Source organism: Streptomyces sp. NPDC051183, from assembly GCF_040682455.1.
Taxonomy (GTDB): domain Bacteria; phylum Actinomycetota; class Actinomycetes; order Streptomycetales; family Streptomycetaceae; genus Streptomyces.
Genome location: NZ_JBFBBA010000009.1, coordinates 34,952 through 50,158, shown reverse-complemented (window position 1 = coordinate 50,158; position 15,207 = coordinate 34,952). Strand labels below are relative to the sequence as shown.

The 15,207-nt window shown below is 71.2% G+C and carries 14 protein-coding genes and 1 riboswitch; of the genes, 8 read left to right on the top strand and 6 right to left on the bottom strand.

The window, feature by feature from the left end; translation table 11 throughout:
- Positions 1-402: 402 nt before the first annotated feature.
- From AB0M99_RS10260 to def, 6 genes are all read left to right on the top strand, one after another.
- On the top strand, positions 403-1,047 hold the full coding sequence (locus tag AB0M99_RS10260; protein ID WP_008741505.1) for a sigma-70 family RNA polymerase sigma factor: 645 nt from the start codon (positions 403-405) through the stop codon (positions 1,045-1,047).
- Positions 1,044-1,361: a mycothiol system anti-sigma-R factor gene (gene rsrA / locus AB0M99_RS10255; protein ID WP_365918590.1), complete on the top strand. Its 318-nt coding sequence runs from the start codon at positions 1,044-1,046 to the stop codon at positions 1,359-1,361. The genes AB0M99_RS10260 and rsrA overlap by 4 nt, the downstream gene beginning before the upstream one ends.
- A 210-nt stretch (positions 1,362-1,571) precedes the next feature.
- Positions 1,572-3,110 (top strand): HD-GYP domain-containing protein, encoded by a 1,539-nt coding sequence (locus tag AB0M99_RS10250; RefSeq protein WP_365918588.1) that lies wholly within the window; start codon positions 1,572-1,574, stop codon positions 3,108-3,110.
- On the top strand, positions 3,107-4,378 hold the full coding sequence (locus AB0M99_RS10245; protein WP_365918586.1) for an HD domain-containing protein: 1,272 nt from the start codon (positions 3,107-3,109) through the stop codon (positions 4,376-4,378). The genes AB0M99_RS10250 and AB0M99_RS10245 overlap by 4 nt, the downstream gene beginning before the upstream one ends.
- 119 nt (positions 4,379-4,497) lie before the next feature.
- The gene (locus AB0M99_RS10240) at positions 4,498-5,508 is read left to right on the top strand and encodes a hypothetical protein (protein ID WP_365918584.1); all 1,011 of its coding nucleotides are present in this window, start codon (positions 4,498-4,500) and stop codon (positions 5,506-5,508) included.
- A 65-nt stretch (positions 5,509-5,573) separates the two neighbouring features.
- A complete protein-coding gene (gene def, locus AB0M99_RS10235) occupies positions 5,574-6,209 on the top strand; it encodes a peptide deformylase (protein WP_365918582.1) in 636 nt (211 codons plus the stop codon).
- Here the strand turns inward: def and AB0M99_RS10230 are convergent.
- The gene (locus AB0M99_RS10230) at positions 6,206-7,174 is read right to left on the bottom strand and encodes a helix-turn-helix domain-containing protein (RefSeq protein WP_365918580.1); all 969 of its coding nucleotides are present in this window, start codon (positions 7,172-7,174) and stop codon (positions 6,206-6,208) included. The genes def and AB0M99_RS10230 overlap by 4 nt on opposite strands.
- 81 nt (positions 7,175-7,255) lie before the next feature.
- Between AB0M99_RS10230 and AB0M99_RS10225 the strand changes: the two genes are divergently transcribed.
- Entirely contained in the window at positions 7,256-7,465 is a 210-nt protein-coding gene (locus tag AB0M99_RS10225; protein WP_365918578.1) for a hypothetical protein, read from the top strand.
- On the opposite strand, the gene AB0M99_RS10220 is transcribed toward AB0M99_RS10225, so the two are convergent.
- Positions 7,417-8,433: a ribonucleotide-diphosphate reductase subunit beta gene (locus tag AB0M99_RS10220; protein ID WP_365918576.1), complete on the bottom strand. Its 1,017-nt coding sequence runs from the start codon at positions 8,431-8,433 to the stop codon at positions 7,417-7,419. The two genes, AB0M99_RS10225 and AB0M99_RS10220, sit on opposite strands and share 49 nt — an antisense overlap.
- On the bottom strand, positions 8,433-10,826 hold the full coding sequence (locus AB0M99_RS10215) for a ribonucleoside-diphosphate reductase subunit alpha (RefSeq protein WP_365918574.1): 2,394 nt from the start codon (positions 10,824-10,826) through the stop codon (positions 8,433-8,435). Before AB0M99_RS10215 ends, AB0M99_RS10220 begins: the two co-directional genes overlap by 1 nt.
- Before the next feature lie 142 nt (positions 10,827-10,968).
- Positions 10,969-11,101, bottom strand: a riboswitch (cobalamin riboswitch).
- A 111-nt stretch (positions 11,102-11,212) separates the two neighbouring features.
- Here AB0M99_RS10215 and AB0M99_RS10210 point away from each other — a divergent pair.
- The gene (locus tag AB0M99_RS10210) at positions 11,213-11,797 is read left to right on the top strand and encodes a Uma2 family endonuclease (protein ID WP_365918572.1); all 585 of its coding nucleotides are present in this window, start codon (positions 11,213-11,215) and stop codon (positions 11,795-11,797) included.
- A gap of 63 nt (positions 11,798-11,860) precedes the next feature.
- On the opposite strand, the gene AB0M99_RS10205 is transcribed toward AB0M99_RS10210, so the two are convergent.
- From AB0M99_RS10205 to AB0M99_RS10195, 3 genes are all read right to left on the bottom strand, one after another.
- Positions 11,861-12,055 carry a YbdD/YjiX family protein gene (locus tag AB0M99_RS10205; protein ID WP_365918570.1) on the bottom strand — a complete coding sequence of 65 codons (195 nt, stop codon included), beginning with the start codon at positions 12,053-12,055 and terminating at the stop codon, positions 11,861-11,863.
- Positions 12,052-14,292 (bottom strand): carbon starvation CstA family protein, encoded by a 2,241-nt coding sequence (locus tag AB0M99_RS10200; protein ID WP_365918568.1) that lies wholly within the window; start codon positions 14,290-14,292, stop codon positions 12,052-12,054. The genes AB0M99_RS10205 and AB0M99_RS10200 overlap by 4 nt, the downstream gene beginning before the upstream one ends.
- A 134-nt stretch (positions 14,293-14,426) precedes the next feature.
- On the bottom strand, positions 14,427-15,191 hold the full coding sequence (locus AB0M99_RS10195) for a GntR family transcriptional regulator (RefSeq protein WP_365918853.1): 765 nt from the start codon (positions 15,189-15,191) through the stop codon (positions 14,427-14,429).
- Positions 15,192-15,207 lie beyond the last annotated feature (16 nt).

The window sequence follows — 15,207 nt, the reverse complement described above, 5'->3', positions numbered from 1 at the left end:
GGGTGGAGGACGGCCGGAGACCGGCCGCAGGGCAGTCGGAGAACGGCCCCGGAACGGCCGCAGGGCGGCCGCGGATCCGGCGGGCTCCGGGGTGATCCCCCTCACCCCCGCGCGGACCGGCCGGGAAAGCGCCGGGAAAGGGCCGAAACCCGTCTCCCGCCGGGGAATGCGCGGCAGGGCCCTTCTGTTGTCCCGGATGTCGGTACGCAAGGGAAATCGTCGGAGGAGTGGGAGCGCATGATCCAGGTCATCAGCCAGAACCGTCCGCAGGCCGCTGACCTGGACTGGACGGTGCTGCCCGGGCCCAAGCGCGGCTCGCTCCGGGCGGCGGCGGACCGGGATGGTCGACTATTCTCCGATTCGAGCGGGTCCGCTTTCGGAGTCGCCACGCAGTCGGAGGAGGTGGGTCCTGTCGCTGGGACCGACGAAGGCCACGCGGAGGAAACCACACCGGAGCGCAATGCGCGCTTCGAGAGGGATGCCCTCGGCTACCTCGACCAGATGTACTCGGCCGCGCTGCGCATGACGCGCAATCCGGCCGACGCCGAGGACCTGGTCCAGGAGACGTACGCGAAGGCATACGCGTCCTTCCACCAGTTCCGCGAGGGCACCAACCTGAAGGCGTGGCTGTACCGCATTCTGACCAATACCTTCATCAACTCCTACCGCAAGAAGCAGCGCGAACCCCAGCGCAGCGCCGCGGAGGAGATCGAGGACTGGCAGTTGGCGCGCGCCGAGTCGCACATGTCGACCGGGCTCCGCTCCGCCGAGTCGCAGGCGCTCGATCACCTGCCCGATTCGGATGTGAAGGAAGCCTTGCAGGCCATTCCGGAGGAGTTCCGCATCGCGGTCTATCTTGCCGACGTAGAGGGCTTTGCGTACAAGGAGATCGCGGACATCATGGGTACACCCATCGGTACGGTCATGTCGCGACTGCACCGTGGCCGCCGTCAACTCCGCGGAATGCTGGAGGACTACGCCCGTGAGCGCGGGCTGGTCCCCGCGGGCGCGGGAGAGTCGAACGACCTGAAAGGCTCGGGCTCATGAGCTGCGGAGAGCCGCACGAGACGGAGTGCGCTGAGGTCCTGGATCACCTTTACGAGTTCCTGGACCACGAGATGCCGGACACGGACTGCACGAAGTTCGAGACGCACTTCGGCGAGTGCAATCCCTGTCTGGAGAAGTACGGCCTGGAACAGGCCGTCAAGAAGCTGGTCAAGCGCTGCTGCGGGTCGGACGACGTACCGAGCGACCTGCGGTCGAAGGTGATGGGGCGGATCGAACTGATCCGTTCGGGGCAGGCCGTGCCGGATCACGACATCACGGCCGGTCCGGCCGCCGCGGGGCCCGCGACCGGATAAGTCCGGACCCTTGTTGGTTTCTTATTGAACGAACGCGAACGACCGCCCCCGGAAGGTCACTTCCTTCACCCGAAGGTGGTAATCCGGGGGCCTCCGCATGGCGCAACGCGGAAATGTGGCCCACCTCGCTCGTGGCCCCACTTATTCTCCCCAATCGGTACTGGTTTGATTCGGTACCTGGCATGCACCGCACAGGGGGAGGAGAGCGCCATGCGGGCACTTCCGCCGATGGCGCGCGCCTACATCCTGTGCGCCGTCCTCGCCGCGGTCCTCTGCGCCGCACCCGCCCTCGCGGATCCCGCCACCCCGTGGCCGGCCGTGGGCATGCTGACCGTGCTCTACCTCGGCTGCGAACTCGTCAAGACCTGCCCGCTGCTGGGCCGTCGGGTGCCCGAGGGGCTCGGCTCCTTCTTCCCCGTGGTGCTCGCCGCCGTCTTCCTGCTGCCGCCCGCCGCCGCCGCGCTCGTCGCGCTGCCGGGCGGGCTGGCCGGGACGGTGGTCCAGCGGCCCGCCCGGGTGCGCCGCGTGTGGCACGCCGCGCAGCAGTCCATAGCCGCCTGGGCCGCCGGGCAGGCCTACGGGCTGCTGCGCGGCCCGGCCGCGCTCGGCGGGGACTCCCCCGGGGGGTCCGGGCCGCCGGGCCCGCCCGATCCGGCCGCCTGGGTCGCCGACTTCCCGTACGTGATGCTCCCCGCGGCCGCCGCGGCCGCCGCCTTCTGCCTGGTGCTCACCGCCCTCGACGGGGGCATCCTGGCCACCGCCGAACGCCGGCCCGCCGCCACCGCCTGGCGCGGACTGCTCACCCGGTCCCTCGCCCCGCACTGCGTGCACGGCCTCGCCGGGCTGATGATGGCCGTCATGTGGCGCAGCCCGTACGGACTCCCGGCAGCGCTGCTCGTCCTGCTGCCGATGTACATCTCCTGCTGGGTCTTCGCCCAGTACCACCGCGAGCGCGCCGCCCACCGGGCCACGATCCGGGCGCTGGTGCAGGCCGTGGACATCAAGGACCGCTACACCCGCGGGCACAGCGAGCGGGTCGGCCAGGCCTCCGCGATGATCGCCCGCGAGCTGGGCATGGCCGAGGACCGGCTCGAAGTCGTCCGCATCGCCGGGATCCTGCACGACGTCGGCAAACTCGGCGTCCCCACCAGGCTGTTGCGCAAGGACGGGCCGCTCACACCGGAGGAGCGCCGGATCATCGAGCTGCACCCCGAGTACGGGCACGAGATGGTGCGCGGCATCGGCTTCCTCGGGGAGGCCAGGGCGGCGATCCTGCACCACCACGAGCGGGTCGACGGCTCCGGCTACCCGTACGGGCTGACCGGCGAGCAGATCCCGGTACTGGCCCGGGTGGTGGCGGTGGCCGACGCCTTCGACGCGATGACCTCCACCCGCTCCTACAGCAGGGCCCGCCCCGTGCCGACCGCGCTGGCGGAGCTGGAGCGGTGCGCCGGGGCACAGTTCGACCCGGCGATGGTCCGGGCCCTGGTCAGCGCCATCGGGCGGCAGGGCTGGCACCCGGTGGTCACCTCGGACGAAGACCTCCAGGTCATCGCTGCCGCCGCCGCAGGTCCGACGGCCACGCCGGACGGGCCGCCCGCGACGGCGTCACCGGCGGGCCTGCTGGGCCGCCAGCGCGAGGACCGGCGGGCGGCTGCGGCGGCACCGGCCGCCGCCGAGGCGCGCTCCGGCACCGGCCCGGCCGCCCCGCCCGGGGACGGCGGCCGGGGACCCGAGGGGAACGCATGAGGGCCTGGACCGTGTGGACGGTGCGCGCCACCGCCGGGCTGCTGATCGCGGTGGCCCTCGCGCACACCCTGTGGAACGGCCTCGTCGAGCCGGGGAACGCCCTCGCCTTCGGCGCGCTCATCGTCGTGGGCGAGCTCGCCCGCCGGGACCCGGACGGCGACACCGCCGACACCGCCCTGCACCGCACCGCCCCGCTCGCCTCCGCCGGGGCCCTCGCGTACGCGCTGCTCGGCGAGACCGCCGGGCGGCCCACCCACCACGGCGTACTGCAGATCGTCGCGGTCGTCGTCGCCGCGGCCCTCGTGGGGATCGTCCCGCACATCGCCCGCGGCCGCGGGCCCGCCCTCGACCACCTGGCCCGCCGGGTCCTCACCGTCGCCTTCGCCGCCGTCTGCTTCCAGCCGCTGTACAACTCGGGCCGGCTGGAGGACCGGGTGGGGCAGGGCCCGTACCTCGTCCTCTTCCTGCTCTTCCTGCTCGGCCTCACCGCGCTGTGCGACGCGGTGCTCGCCGCCGCCCTCGCCGGGGCCCGCACCGGCTGGCCGTACGGCCCGCTCCTGCGCGACGAGCTGCGCGCCCAGCTCGGCATCGGCTCCGCGATCTGCGCCACCGGGGTCGTGATGGCCCTCGGCGTGGCCGGTGCGGGCCTGTGGGCGGTGCCCGTCTTCAGCGTGCCGCTGCTGCTGACCCAGCTGTCCTTCCACCGGATCACCGCGATCCGCACGACCTACCGCCAGACCATCACCTCCCTGGCCCGCGCCACCGAGATCGCCGGCTACACCAGGCCCGGCCACTCCCGCAGGGTCGCCGCGCTGAGCTGCGCCGTGGGCCGGGAGCTGGGCCTGTCGGAGCGGGAGCTCGGGGTGCTGGAGTACGCGGCCCTGATGCACGACATCGGCCAGCTCGCCCTCGTCGACCCGGTCCCGGCCGGGGCCACCGCGGAGCTGCCGGCCGCCGAGGCCCGGCGGATCGCCGAGCTGGGCGGGGAGGTGGCCCGCCAGACGGGGGTGCCGGCCGAGGTCGCGGTGGTGGTGGAGCGCCAGGCAGACCCGTACCGGGAGCAGCCCGTCGCCGCCCGGATCGTGCGCACGGTGAACGCGTACGAGGACCTGGTGGGCGGGACTCGTCACCCGACCGGCTCACTGGCGGCCCTGGAGCGGCTGCGCCTGGGCACGGGGCACGACTATCAGCCAGAGGTCGTGGAGTGTCTGGCCAGGGTTCTGGCCCGGGGCGGACGGGGCAGCGTTGTTCCTGTCCAGGCTGGGTAACCCATGGGTAATGAGCGGCCGTCCGAGTGGGCATGGTTGGATGCCAGTGAGAGTGTCCGCAAGGCTGCACCGTTGTCACCCGGCTACCGCCGGGTGGTGCCCCCAGGCAGGCGGGAATCGTGAGGATCTTCGGGAAGGTACGGCATCGGCCCTCCGCTTCGTGGCGGCAGGCCACCGACCGCGCGTTCACGCTGATCGGCGACGGGCGGTACGAGGACGCGGGCGCGCTCCTGACCAGAGCCGCGGACCTGGAGCCCTGGCTGTCCGAGTCCTGGTTCAACCTGGCCCTGCTGCACAAGTTCCGGCACGACTGGGAGCAGGCGCGGGCCGCCGGACTGCGCGCCGTGGCCCTGCTGGACCGTGAGACCGGCGCCCCGGACTGGTGGAACGTCGGGATCGCCGCGACCGCGCTGCAGGACTGGCCGCTGGCCCGGCGCGCCTGGCAGGCGTACGGGCTGAAGGTGCCCGGGGACCCCCACGGCGCCGGAGCCCACAACGGGCGGCACAGCGGCGAACCGGTCGGCATGGAGCTCGGCAGCGCCGCCGTGCGGCTGTCGCCCGAGGGCGAGGCCGAGGTGGTCTGGGGCCGCCGGCTGGACCCGGCCCGCATGGAGGTCCTGTCGATCCCGCTGCCCTCCTCGGGGCGGCGCTGGGGCGAGGTCGTCCTGCACGACGGGGTCCCGCACGGCGAGCGGGTCACCGCGGCCGGCCCCTCCTACCCCGTCTTCGACGAGATCGAGCTGTGGGCGCCCTCCCCGGTGCCGACCTGGGTGGTGCTGCTGGAGGCGGCCACCGAGGCGGACCGCAACGCGCTGGAGCAGCTGGCCTCCGACGCCGGTTTCGCCGCCGAGGACTGGTCGTCCTCGGTGCGGCTGCTGTGCCGGACCTGCTCGGAGAGCGCGATGCCGAGCGGCGAGGGCGACGGGGAGCACCTGGACCCGCACGACCACAGCGAACCGGGGCACCCCGGCCCGCTGGGGCACCGTACGGCGGGGTCCGGATCCCTGTGGGTGCCCGAGCGCGAGTGCGGGATCGCGGCACCGGCCGGTCTGGTGCGGGGTCTGCTCGACGGCTGGGTCGCGGACAGCCCGGACACCCGTGAATGGCGGGATCTCGAAGAGGTCTGCTGACCCGGCACCGTAGGCTGTACCGGCACATTGTGAACGGGTGGACTTACGGAAGGCGTACGGCGGACATGGCGCAGCAGGAGAACGAGGTCGTCGAGATCGTCAACGACGGTTACGTCGTGGACACCGAGGACTGTGAGGCGCGCGAGCTCGCCCACCGCGAGCGCGGCACGGCCCGCCCGATCACGGTCGTCGGCAATCCGGTGCTGCACCGGGAGTGCAAGGACGTCACCGAGTTCGGCGACGAGCTGGCGCAGCTGATCGACGACATGTTCGCCAGCCAGAAGGCCGCCGAGGGCGTCGGCCTGGCCGCGAACCAGATCGGCGTGGACGCCAAGGTCTTCGTCTACGACTGCCCGGACGACGACGGCAACCGCCACACCGGTGTCGTGATCAACCCGAAGCTCGTCGAGCTCCCGGCCACCGCGCGCGTGCTGGACGACTCCAACGAGGGCTGCCTGTCGGTGCCCACCGCGTACGCCTCGCTGGCCCGCCCGGACTACGCCGAGGTCACCGGCCAGGACGCGCAGGGCAACCCGATCAAGGTGCGCGGCACCGGCTACTTCGCGCGCTGCCTGCAGCACGAGACCGACCACCTGTACGGCTACCTGTACATCGACCGGCTCTCCAAGCGCGACCGCAAGGACGCGCTGCGGCAGATGGACGAGGGCACCCCGCGCTACGAGACCGCCCCCAACGCCTAAGCGACGGCCTGCGGGCCCCGGAAGGCACGCCTGAAGGAATTCGGCGTGGTGCCCAGGGTCCGCAGGAAGTGGTGGCGCAGGGCGGCCGCGTTGCCGAAGCCGCAGCGGCCCGCGATGGCGTCGACGGTCTGGTCCGTGGACTCCAGCAGCTCCTGTGCCAGCAGCACCCGCTGGCGCAGCACCCACTGGTACGGGGTGGTGCCGGTCTCCTGGAGGAAGCGCCGGGCGAAGGTGCGCGCGGACATGTGCGCGCGCTCCGCGAGCTGCTCGACGGTGATCTCGTCCTCCAGGTGGCGGGCCATCCAGGCGATGACCTCCCCGACCGTGTCGCAGGCGGTCCGCGGGAGCGGGCGCTGGATGTACTGGGCCTGCCCGCCGTCCCGGTGGGGCGGTACGACCATCCGCCGGGCGATGGTGTTGGCCACCTCGGCCCCGTGCTCCTGGCGGACCACGTGCAGGCAGGCGTCGATGCCCGAGGCGGTGCCGGCGGAGGTGATGACCTGCCCCTCGTCCACGTAGAGCACGTCCGGGTCCACCTCGGCCCGCGGGAAGCGGCGTGCCAGTGCCGGGGCGTGCATCCAGTGGGTGGTGCAGCGGCGCCCGTCCAGCAGTCCGGCCGCGCCGAGCACGAAGGCCCCGCTGCACACGCTGAGCACCCGTGCCCCGCGGTCCACGGCCCGGCGCAGGGCTTCGAGGAAGGGCTCGGGGTAGTCCCGTACGGGCGCCTGCCGGTCGGCGGGCAGGCAGATCAGGTCGGCCTCGTCGAGCCGCTCCAGGCCGTACGCGGGCGCGATGGCGAAGCCGACGTCGGCCATGGTCAGGGTGCCCTCCTCGGCCGCGCACACGGCGAAGTCGTACACCGGCAGGCCCTGCGCGCTGCGGTCGATCCCGAAGACCTCGCAGAAGATCCCGAACTCGAAGGGGGCCACTCCGTCGACGAGGGCCACCGCCACGTTTTTCAGCATGCCTACAGTGTGGCAGTAATTCGATGATCCATGACAGTCCTGCCACTGTCCGGTTCTCGCCGCTCTGACGAGAGTGGATGCATGACCACTTTCCTTGACTACCTCGTCGTCCTCGCCGTCGCCGCCCTGCTCCTCGCGCCGTCCCTGTACGGCACGGCCCGGGAACGCAGAATCGACCGGCAGCTGCGCAAGGCGGCTGCCGGCCGATCAGCGGTTCACGCGACCCCGGTGACCCGGTCGGCTCAGAAGTCCTCGTCCAGGTCGACCGTGCCCTCGACCGCGACCTGGTAGGCCGACGGCCGGCGCTCGAAGAAGTTCGTCAGCTCCTGGACGCCCTGGAGCTCCATGAACGAGAACGGGTTCTGCGAGCCGTACACCGGCGGGAAGCCGAGGCGCACCAGGCGCTGGTCCGCGACGCACTCCAGGTACTCGCGCATCGACTCGGTGTTCATGCCCGGCAGGCCGTCACCGCACAGGTCGCGGCCGAACTGAAGCTCCGCCTCCACGGCCTCCTTCAGCATGTCGGTGACCTGCTGCTGGAGGGCGTCGTCGAAGAGCTCCGGCTCCTCCTTGCGGACCGTGTCCACGACCTCGAAGGCGAAGTTCATGTGCATGGTCTCGTCGCGGAACACCCAGTTGGTGCCCGTCGCCAGGCCGTGCAGCAGACCCCGCGAGCGGAACCAGTAGACGTACGCGAAGGCGCCGTAGAAGAACAGGCCCTCGATGCACGCGGCGAAGCAGATCAGGTTCAGCAGGAAGCGGCGCCGGTCGGCGGCCGTCTCCAGCCGCTCGATCTTCTCGACCGAGTCCATCCACTTGAAGCAGAACTGCGCCTTCTCGCGGATGGAGGGGATCTCCTCGACCGCGTCGAAGGCGGCCGCCCGGTCGTCCGGGTCGGGCAGGTAGGTGTCCAGCAGCGTCAAGTAGAACTGGACGTGCACGGCCTCCTCGAACAGCTGGCGCGACAGGTACAGGCGCGCCTCCGGGGAGTTGATGTGCTTGTACAGGGTCAGCACGAGGTTGTTCGAGACGATCGAGTCGCCCGTCGCGAAGAACGCGACCAGCCGGCCGATCATGTGCTGCTCCGCGGGCGTCAGCTTCGCGAGGTCGGCCACGTCCGAGTGGAGGTCGACCTCCTCGACCGTCCACGTGTTCTTGATCGCGTCCCGGTAGCGCTCGTAGAAGTCCGGGTAGCGCATGGGCCGGAGCGTGAGCTCGAAGCCCGGGTCCAGGAGGTTCTTCTTGTCGGTGGAGCTCATTACTGGCAGGCCTCGCAGGACTCGGGGTTCTCAAGGGAGCAGGCGAGCGCTTCCGCGGCCGCGGCCTCGGCGGCTGCGTCGGCCGGCGGGAGCGCCGCGGGGGTGGCGGCCTGCGCGGCGCGGGCGATCTTCGTCGCCGGGCGCGAGCGCAGGTAGTACGTGGTCTTCAGGCCCTGCTTCCAGGCGTACGCGTACATCGAGGACAGCTTCCCGATGGTCGGCGTCTCCAGGAACAGGTTCAGCGACTGCGACTGGTCGAGGAACGGCGTACGGGCCGCCGCCATGTCGATCAGGCCGCGCTGCGGGATCTCCCACGCCGTGCGGTACAGCTCGCGGACCTCGGCCGGGATCCAGCCGAAGCCCTGCACGGAGCCGCTGGACTCGCGCAGCGCCTCGCGGGTCTGCGCGTCCCAGACGCCGAGCTCCTTCAGCTCCTCCACCAGGTAGCCGTTGACCTGGAGGAACTCACCGCTGAGCGTCTCGCGCTTGAAGAGGTTGGAGACCTGCGGCTCGATGCACTCGTACACGCCGGCGATCGAGGCGATCGTCGCCGTCGGGGCGATGGCGAGAAGCAGCGAGTTGCGCATGCCGGTCTTCGCGACGCGGGCGCGCAGCGCGTCCCAGCGCTCGGGCCAGTTCAGCTCGATGCCCGCGTAGTGGTCCGGGTGCAGGACACCGCGGGCGGTGCGGGTCTGCTCCCAGGCCGGCAGCGGGCCGCTGCGCTCGGCGAGGTCGCAGGAGGCCTCGTACGCGGCGAGCATGATGCGCTCGGAGAGCTTCGTGGACAGCGCCTTCGCCTCGGGGGAGTCGAAGGGCAGCTTCAGCTTGAAGAAGACGTCCTGGAGGCCCATCGCGCCCAGGCCCACCGGGCGCCAGCGGGAGTTGGAGCGGCCGGCCTGCTCGGTCGGGTAGAAGTTGATGTCCACCACGCGGTCGAGGAAGGTCACCGCGGTGCGGACGGTCTCGTCCAGGCGCTCCCAGTCGATCTCGCCGTCCACCACGAAGGCACCCATGTTGACCGAGCCGAGGTTGCAGACGGCCGTCTCGCCGTCGTTGGTGACCTCGATGATCTCGGTGCACAGGTTGGAGGAGTGGACGACCGAGCCCGGCTCGGCGGTCTGGTTCGCCGTGCGGTTGGAGGCGTCCTTGAAGGTCATCCAGCCCTGGCCGGTCTGCGCGAGGGTGCGCATCATCCGGCCGTACAGGTCGCGCGCGGGCATGGTCTTGCGGGCCAGGCCGTCCGCCTCGGCCTTGCGGTAGGCGGCGTCGAACTCGTCGCCCCACAGGTCCACCAGCTCGGGGACATCGGCCGGGGAGAACAGCGACCAGTCGGCGTCGGCGTTCACGCGGCGCATGAACTCGTCCGGCACCCAGTGGGCGAGGTTCAGGTTGTGGGTGCGGCGCTGGTCCTCGCCGGTGTTGTCGCGGAGCTCCAGGAACTCCTCGATGTCCGCGTGCCAGGTCTCCAGGTACACGGCGGCGGCGCCCTTGCGGCGGCCGCCCTGGTTCACGGCGGCGACGGAGGCGTCGAGGGTCTTCAGGAACGGCACGATGCCGTTGGAGTGGCCGTTCGTACCGCGGATCAGCGAACCGCGGGCGCGGATGCGGGAGTACGAGAGACCGATGCCGCCGGCGTGCTTGGAGAGGCGCGCGACCTGGTGGTAGCGGTCGTAGATCGAGTCGAGCTCGTCCAGCGGGGAGTCCAGCAGGTAGCAGGAGGACATCTGCGGGTGCCGGGTGCCGGAGTTGAAGAGCGTGGGGGAGGACGGCAGGTAGTCGAGGCGGCTCATCAGCCGGTAGAGCGAGGCCACTTCCTCGACGGCGCGCAGGCTCTCGTCCTCGGCCAGGCCGCAGGCCACGCGCAGCATGAAGTACTGCGGGGTCTCGATGACCTGGCGGGTGATCGGGTGGCGCAGCAGGTAGCGGCTGTGCAGGGTGCGCAGGCCGAAGAAGCCGAAGCGGTCGTCGGCGCCCTCGGCGAGCGCGTGCTCGACCAGCGCGTCGAGGCGGTTCGCATGGGTGCGTACGAATTCGGCCGTGCGGTCGGCGATCAGGCCCTCGCGGTGGCCGACCTCGACGGAGGCGGAGAAGGGGGTGGCCCCCTGGCTCGCGGCCTCGTCGGCGACGGCGAACGTCAGCAGGCGCGCGGCCAGCCGGGAGTACGCCGGGTCCTCGGAGATCAGACCGGCGGCGGCCTCGGTGGCGAGCCCCCGCAGCTCGGCCTCGTCCGCGGTGGAGCTGCGCCCGCGCAGCGCGGCGGCGGCGACCCGGCCGGGGTCGGTGTCGGGGAGGTCGGCCGTCAGCTCGGTGAGAGTACGCAGCAACGCGGTCCCGGGACCCTCAGCTGCGGGCTGGTCGGACTCGGCGCGCGGCGCGGCAGGCGCGATGGTCACGGGGGGAGCTCTCCCTCGCTCGGCCCGGTCATCGGCGGGGCAGGGCGCGAGCGGGCGCATGCGGGCGTGGCAGGATCGCGTCCCCCGCATGGCGTCCACCGGCCCAACCGCGAGGCCCGGACGTGTCGGCACCCGGTTCGGTCGAGCCGGGCGCGCTGTCGGCAGGTCCTCGGACTTGGTGTCCGGTAGCCGGACACTTCATACCGTTGCGGGACAGTTCCGGATTCGCACCGGATTCCCCTGCGGCGACAGCAGCCATGAGCATACATGTGGGGGCGGCTGCATGCGGTAGCCCCCACATGTTGTGTCGGCTGCGACGTGCCGTCCGTGTGTCGTACCTCTCCGCTATCGTCGGAGACTGCACCGTCGAGGAAGGCGAGCGAGGCATGACCGTGATGACTGACCGGCCCCACATGCTGACCGAGGATTTCGAAGCCGTGGCGCGTATAGCGGCCCGCGAGCGAGTGGGGACGCGGCTGGAATTCATCGACGGGGTTATCAGGAGTAAGGCCATGCCGGACGGCGACCACCAGATGATCATCCAGTGGCTCACCCGGATCTGTATGCAGTACCGGCCGGAACTCTGGCTGCACCCGGGGCAGGGGATCAAGGCGCAGGAGTACCGCGCAGGCCGGGCGATTCCGGACGCGGCGCTGGCACCCTCCGGAGCGTTCGTCGGACAAGGCGACTGGGTCGAGCCAGGGCCGATCCTCATGGCCGTCGAGGTGACATCGTGGGACTCCGATACCCGTCGGCGGGACCACGTCGAGAAGCCTCGTGCCTACGCGGAGACCGGCATCCCCGTGTACCTGCTGATCGACCGGGCCAAGTGCGAGGTCTCCGTCTACAGCCAGCCCAACGGGCAGCGGTACGAGAGCACCCACGTCGTGGCATACGGCAAGGACGTCGAGCTCCCCGACCCCGTCGGCATCACCTTGCAGACCGAGGTCCTCAAGGACTGGGTGCGCTGATCAGGCCGAAGGGCCCCGCCGTCCCGATGCGGGACGGCGGGGCCTTCGTGCACCCAAGTGGGCTCAGCAGCAGCGGAACCCCTCGCGGGGGTCGGCCTCGCGGGCGTCCGTACGGGCGCGTTCGAAGGCCCGGCGGGTCATCGGCCGGGCCTGCGGGTCGTGGGAGCGGGCGTGGGCCGCGTAGCGGTCGTAGGCGGCCTCGCCCGAGAACTCCCGTACGTAGTACCGGACCCTCGCGAGCACGCTGCGCAGGCTCATGACGCCGCCGGCTCCTTGACCCGGCCGCCGCCCGAGTCGAGCCCGGCGGCGGCGAGCTCCGCCCGCTCCTCGGCGGTGGGGATCAGGCCGGCCGGGGCGACGATCTTCGACTCCGTCCACGGGACCTCGGAGAGCGCGACCGCGCCGGGGTTGCGGACGGCGGCCAGGCAGGTGCGGGCGGCGTCCAGCAGCACGATGACGATCAGGACCGCGAAGAGCACCGACAGGACCCCGTCCACGGTGGCGTTGGTGACCACGGTGTGCATCTCGTCCATGTTCTTGGCGGGCTTGAGGACCTTGCCCGCGTCGATGGCGTCCTGGTACTGGTCGCGCCGGGCGAAGAAGCCGACAGCCACGTCCGAGGAGAAGATCTTCTGCCAGCTCGCGGTGAGCGTGACGGCCACGTCCCAGGCCAGCGGCACACCCGTCACCCAGGCCCACTTGAGCCTGCCGGACTTGACCAGCAGCGTGGTGCAGACGGCCAGCGCGACCGCCGCGAGGAGCTGGTTCGCGATGCCGAACAGCGGGAAGAGCTGGTTGATGCCGCCCAGCGGGTCCTTGACGCCGACCCACAGGAAGTAGCCCCAGCCGCCGACGACGATCGCGCTCGCGAACCAGACGCCGGGCTTCCAGCTGACGTCCTTGAAGGACTTGTGGACGTTGCCGAGGGTGTCCTGGAGCATGAACCGGCCGACGCGGGTGCCGGCGTCCACGGTGGTCAGGATGAAGAGGGCCTCGAACATGATGGCGAAGTGGTACCAGAACGCCTTCAGCGAGGCGCCGCCGATCACGGACGAGAAGATCTCCGACATCCCGAGCGCGAAGGTCGGCGCGCCGCCCGTGCGGGAGAGCAGGCTCGTCTCCTCCACGTCCTTCGCGGCCTGGGCGAGGTCCCCGGGGGAGATGGCGAAGCCGAAGTTGCCCACGGCCTGCGAGGCCGACTCGACGGTGCTGCCGACGACGCCGCCGGGGGAGTTGATCGCGAAGAACAGGCCCGGCTCGATGATGCAGGCCGCGATGACCGCCATGACGGCGACGAAGGACTCGGTCAGCATGGCGCCGTAGCCGATGACCCGGACCTGGGTCTCCTTCTGGATCATCTTCGGGGTGGTGCCCGAGGAGACCAGGGAGTGGAATCCGGACAGCGCGCCGCAGGCGATGGTGATGAAGACGAACGGGAACATCGAGCCGGCGAAGACCGGGCCGTTGCCGCCGGAGGCGAAGTCGGTGACCGCGGGCATCTTCAGCGTCGGCATGGCGATGACCACGCCGAGCGCGAGCAGGGCGATGGTGCCGATCTTCATGAAGGTGGAGAGGTAGTCGCGCGGCGCCAGCAGCATCCACACCGGCAGCACCGAGGCCAGGAAGCCGTACCCGACCATCCAGAGGACCAGCGTCTCCTTCTCCAGCGTGAAGACGTCGGCGAAGGAGGACTCCGCGACCCAGCCGCCCGAGACGATGGCGAGCAGCAGCAGCGCGACGCCGATCGCCGAGACCTCGGTGATCCGGCCCGGCCGCAGGACGCGCAGGTAGAAGCCCATGAAGAGGGCGATCGGGATGGTCATGCCGATGGAGAAGACGCCCCAGGGGGAGTCGGCCAGTGCGTTGACGATGACCAGCGCCAGCACCGCCAGCAGGATGATCATGATGGCGAACACGGCGACCAGCGCGGCGGCGCCGCCGACCGGGCCGATCTCGTCACGGGCCATCTGCCCGAGCGAACGGCCGTTGCGCCGGGTCGAGAAGAACAGCGTGACCATGTCCTGGACCGCGCCTGCGAAGATCACGCCCGCGACGATCCAGATGGTGCCCGGCAGGTAGCCCATCTGGGAGGCCAGCACGGGGCCGACCAGCGGGCCCGCGCCCGCGACGGCGGCGAAGTGGTGGCCGAAGAGCACCCGCCGGTCGGTCGGGTGGAAGTCGACACCGTTGTCAAGGCGTTCGGCGGGGGTGGCCCTGGTCTTGTCCACCTTCAGGACGCGGTTCGCGATGAAGCGCGCGTAGAACCGGTAGCCGATGGCGTACGAGCCCAGCGCGGCGGCGAGCAGCCAGGCGGCCGAGATCTCCTCGCCGCGCGAGAGCGCCAGCACGCCCCACCCGATGGCCCCGATGAGTGCGACCAGCACCCACGCGGCCACCGACTTCGGGGACGGGCCCCCCGACGCAGAAGGCGAGTCCGGAGTGGTTCCCGGACTCGCCGTGTTCCGCTCTGTACCTGTTGATCCCGGTTCCGCCATGTCCTCGTCCCCTCGTCGATCACCTGCGTGAGCACAGGGAATCTAGGGGGAGGCATGCGCTGAACGTAAGACCCCGTCCGTATATCGGTACGAGATTCCGGTACGGGGACTTCCGCCCGGGCGGCGCCGGTGGATCAGACGGCGGGGCGCTGGAGCCGCGCGACGAACTTGTAGCGGTCGCCGCGGTAGACCGAGCGGACCCACTCCACGGGCTCTCCGTCGGCGTCCAGCGAGTGGCGGGAGAGCATCAGCATCGGCAGGCCCACGTCGGTGCCGAGCAGTCCGGCCTCGCGGGGGGTCGCCAGGGAGGTCTCGATGGTCTCCTCCGCCTCGGCGAGGCGGACGTCGTACACCTCGGCGAGTGCGGTGTAGAGGGAGGTGTACTTCACCAGCGAGCGGCGCAGCGCGGGAAAGCGCTTGGCCGAAAGGTGGGTGGTCTCGATGGCCATCGGCTCGCCGCTGGCCAGCCGCAGCCGCTCGATGCGCAGGACCCGTCCGCCGGTGGCGATCTTGAGGAGTCCGGCGAGGGTGTCGTCCGCCGTCACGTAGCCGATGTCCAGGAGCTGGGACGTGGGTTCCAGTCCTTGGGCCCTCATGTCCTCGGTGTACGAGGAGAGTTGGAGCGGCTGGGAGACCTTGGGCTTGGCCACGAAGGTGCCCTTGCCCTGGATGCGTTCCAGCCGGCCCTCGACGACGAGCTCCTGCAGGGCCTGCCGGACCGTTGTCCGGGATGTGTCGAATTCGGCCGCGAGCGTGCGCTCGGGCGGGACCGGGGTGCCGGGGGGCAGGGTTTCGGTCATGTCGAGCAAGTGCCGCTTGAGTCGGTAGTACTTGGGCACACGCGCCGTGCGAGTGGCTGCCCCGCCTTCCGGCTCCGTGGTCGCCCCTTCGGTGGCCATCGCCGCCCGCCTTCCC

Bases quoted from the DNA above. Each gene is read 5' to 3' on its own strand.
- rsrA (WP_365918590.1), top strand. From the start codon at position 1,044: ATGAGCTGCGGAGAGCCGCACGAGACGGAGTGCGCTGAGGTCCTGGAT.
- AB0M99_RS10250 (WP_365918588.1), top strand. From the start codon at position 1,572: ATGCGGGCACTTCCGCCGATGGCGCGCGCCTACATCCTGTGCGCCGTC.
- AB0M99_RS10245 (WP_365918586.1), top strand. From the start codon at position 3,107: ATGAGGGCCTGGACCGTGTGGACGGTGCGCGCCACCGCCGGGCTGCTG.
- def (WP_365918582.1), top strand. From the start codon at position 5,574: ATGGCGCAGCAGGAGAACGAGGTCGTCGAGATCGTCAACGACGGTTAC.
- AB0M99_RS10230 (WP_365918580.1), bottom strand. From the start codon at position 7,174: ATGCTGAAAAACGTGGCGGTGGCCCTCGTCGACGGAGTGGCCCCCTTC.
- AB0M99_RS10225 (WP_365918578.1), top strand. From the start codon at position 7,256: ATGACCACTTTCCTTGACTACCTCGTCGTCCTCGCCGTCGCCGCCCTG.
- AB0M99_RS10220 (WP_365918576.1), bottom strand. From the start codon at position 8,433: ATGAGCTCCACCGACAAGAAGAACCTCCTGGACCCGGGCTTCGAGCTC.
- AB0M99_RS10210 (WP_365918572.1), top strand. From the start codon at position 11,213: ATGACCGTGATGACTGACCGGCCCCACATGCTGACCGAGGATTTCGAA.
- AB0M99_RS10205 (WP_365918570.1), bottom strand. From the start codon at position 12,055: ATGAGCCTGCGCAGCGTGCTCGCGAGGGTCCGGTACTACGTACGGGAG.
- AB0M99_RS10200 (WP_365918568.1), bottom strand. From the start codon at position 14,292: ATGGCGGAACCGGGATCAACAGGTACAGAGCGGAACACGGCGAGTCCG.
- AB0M99_RS10195 (WP_365918853.1), bottom strand. From the start codon at position 15,191: ATGGCCACCGAAGGGGCGACCACGGAGCCGGAAGGCGGGGCAGCCACT.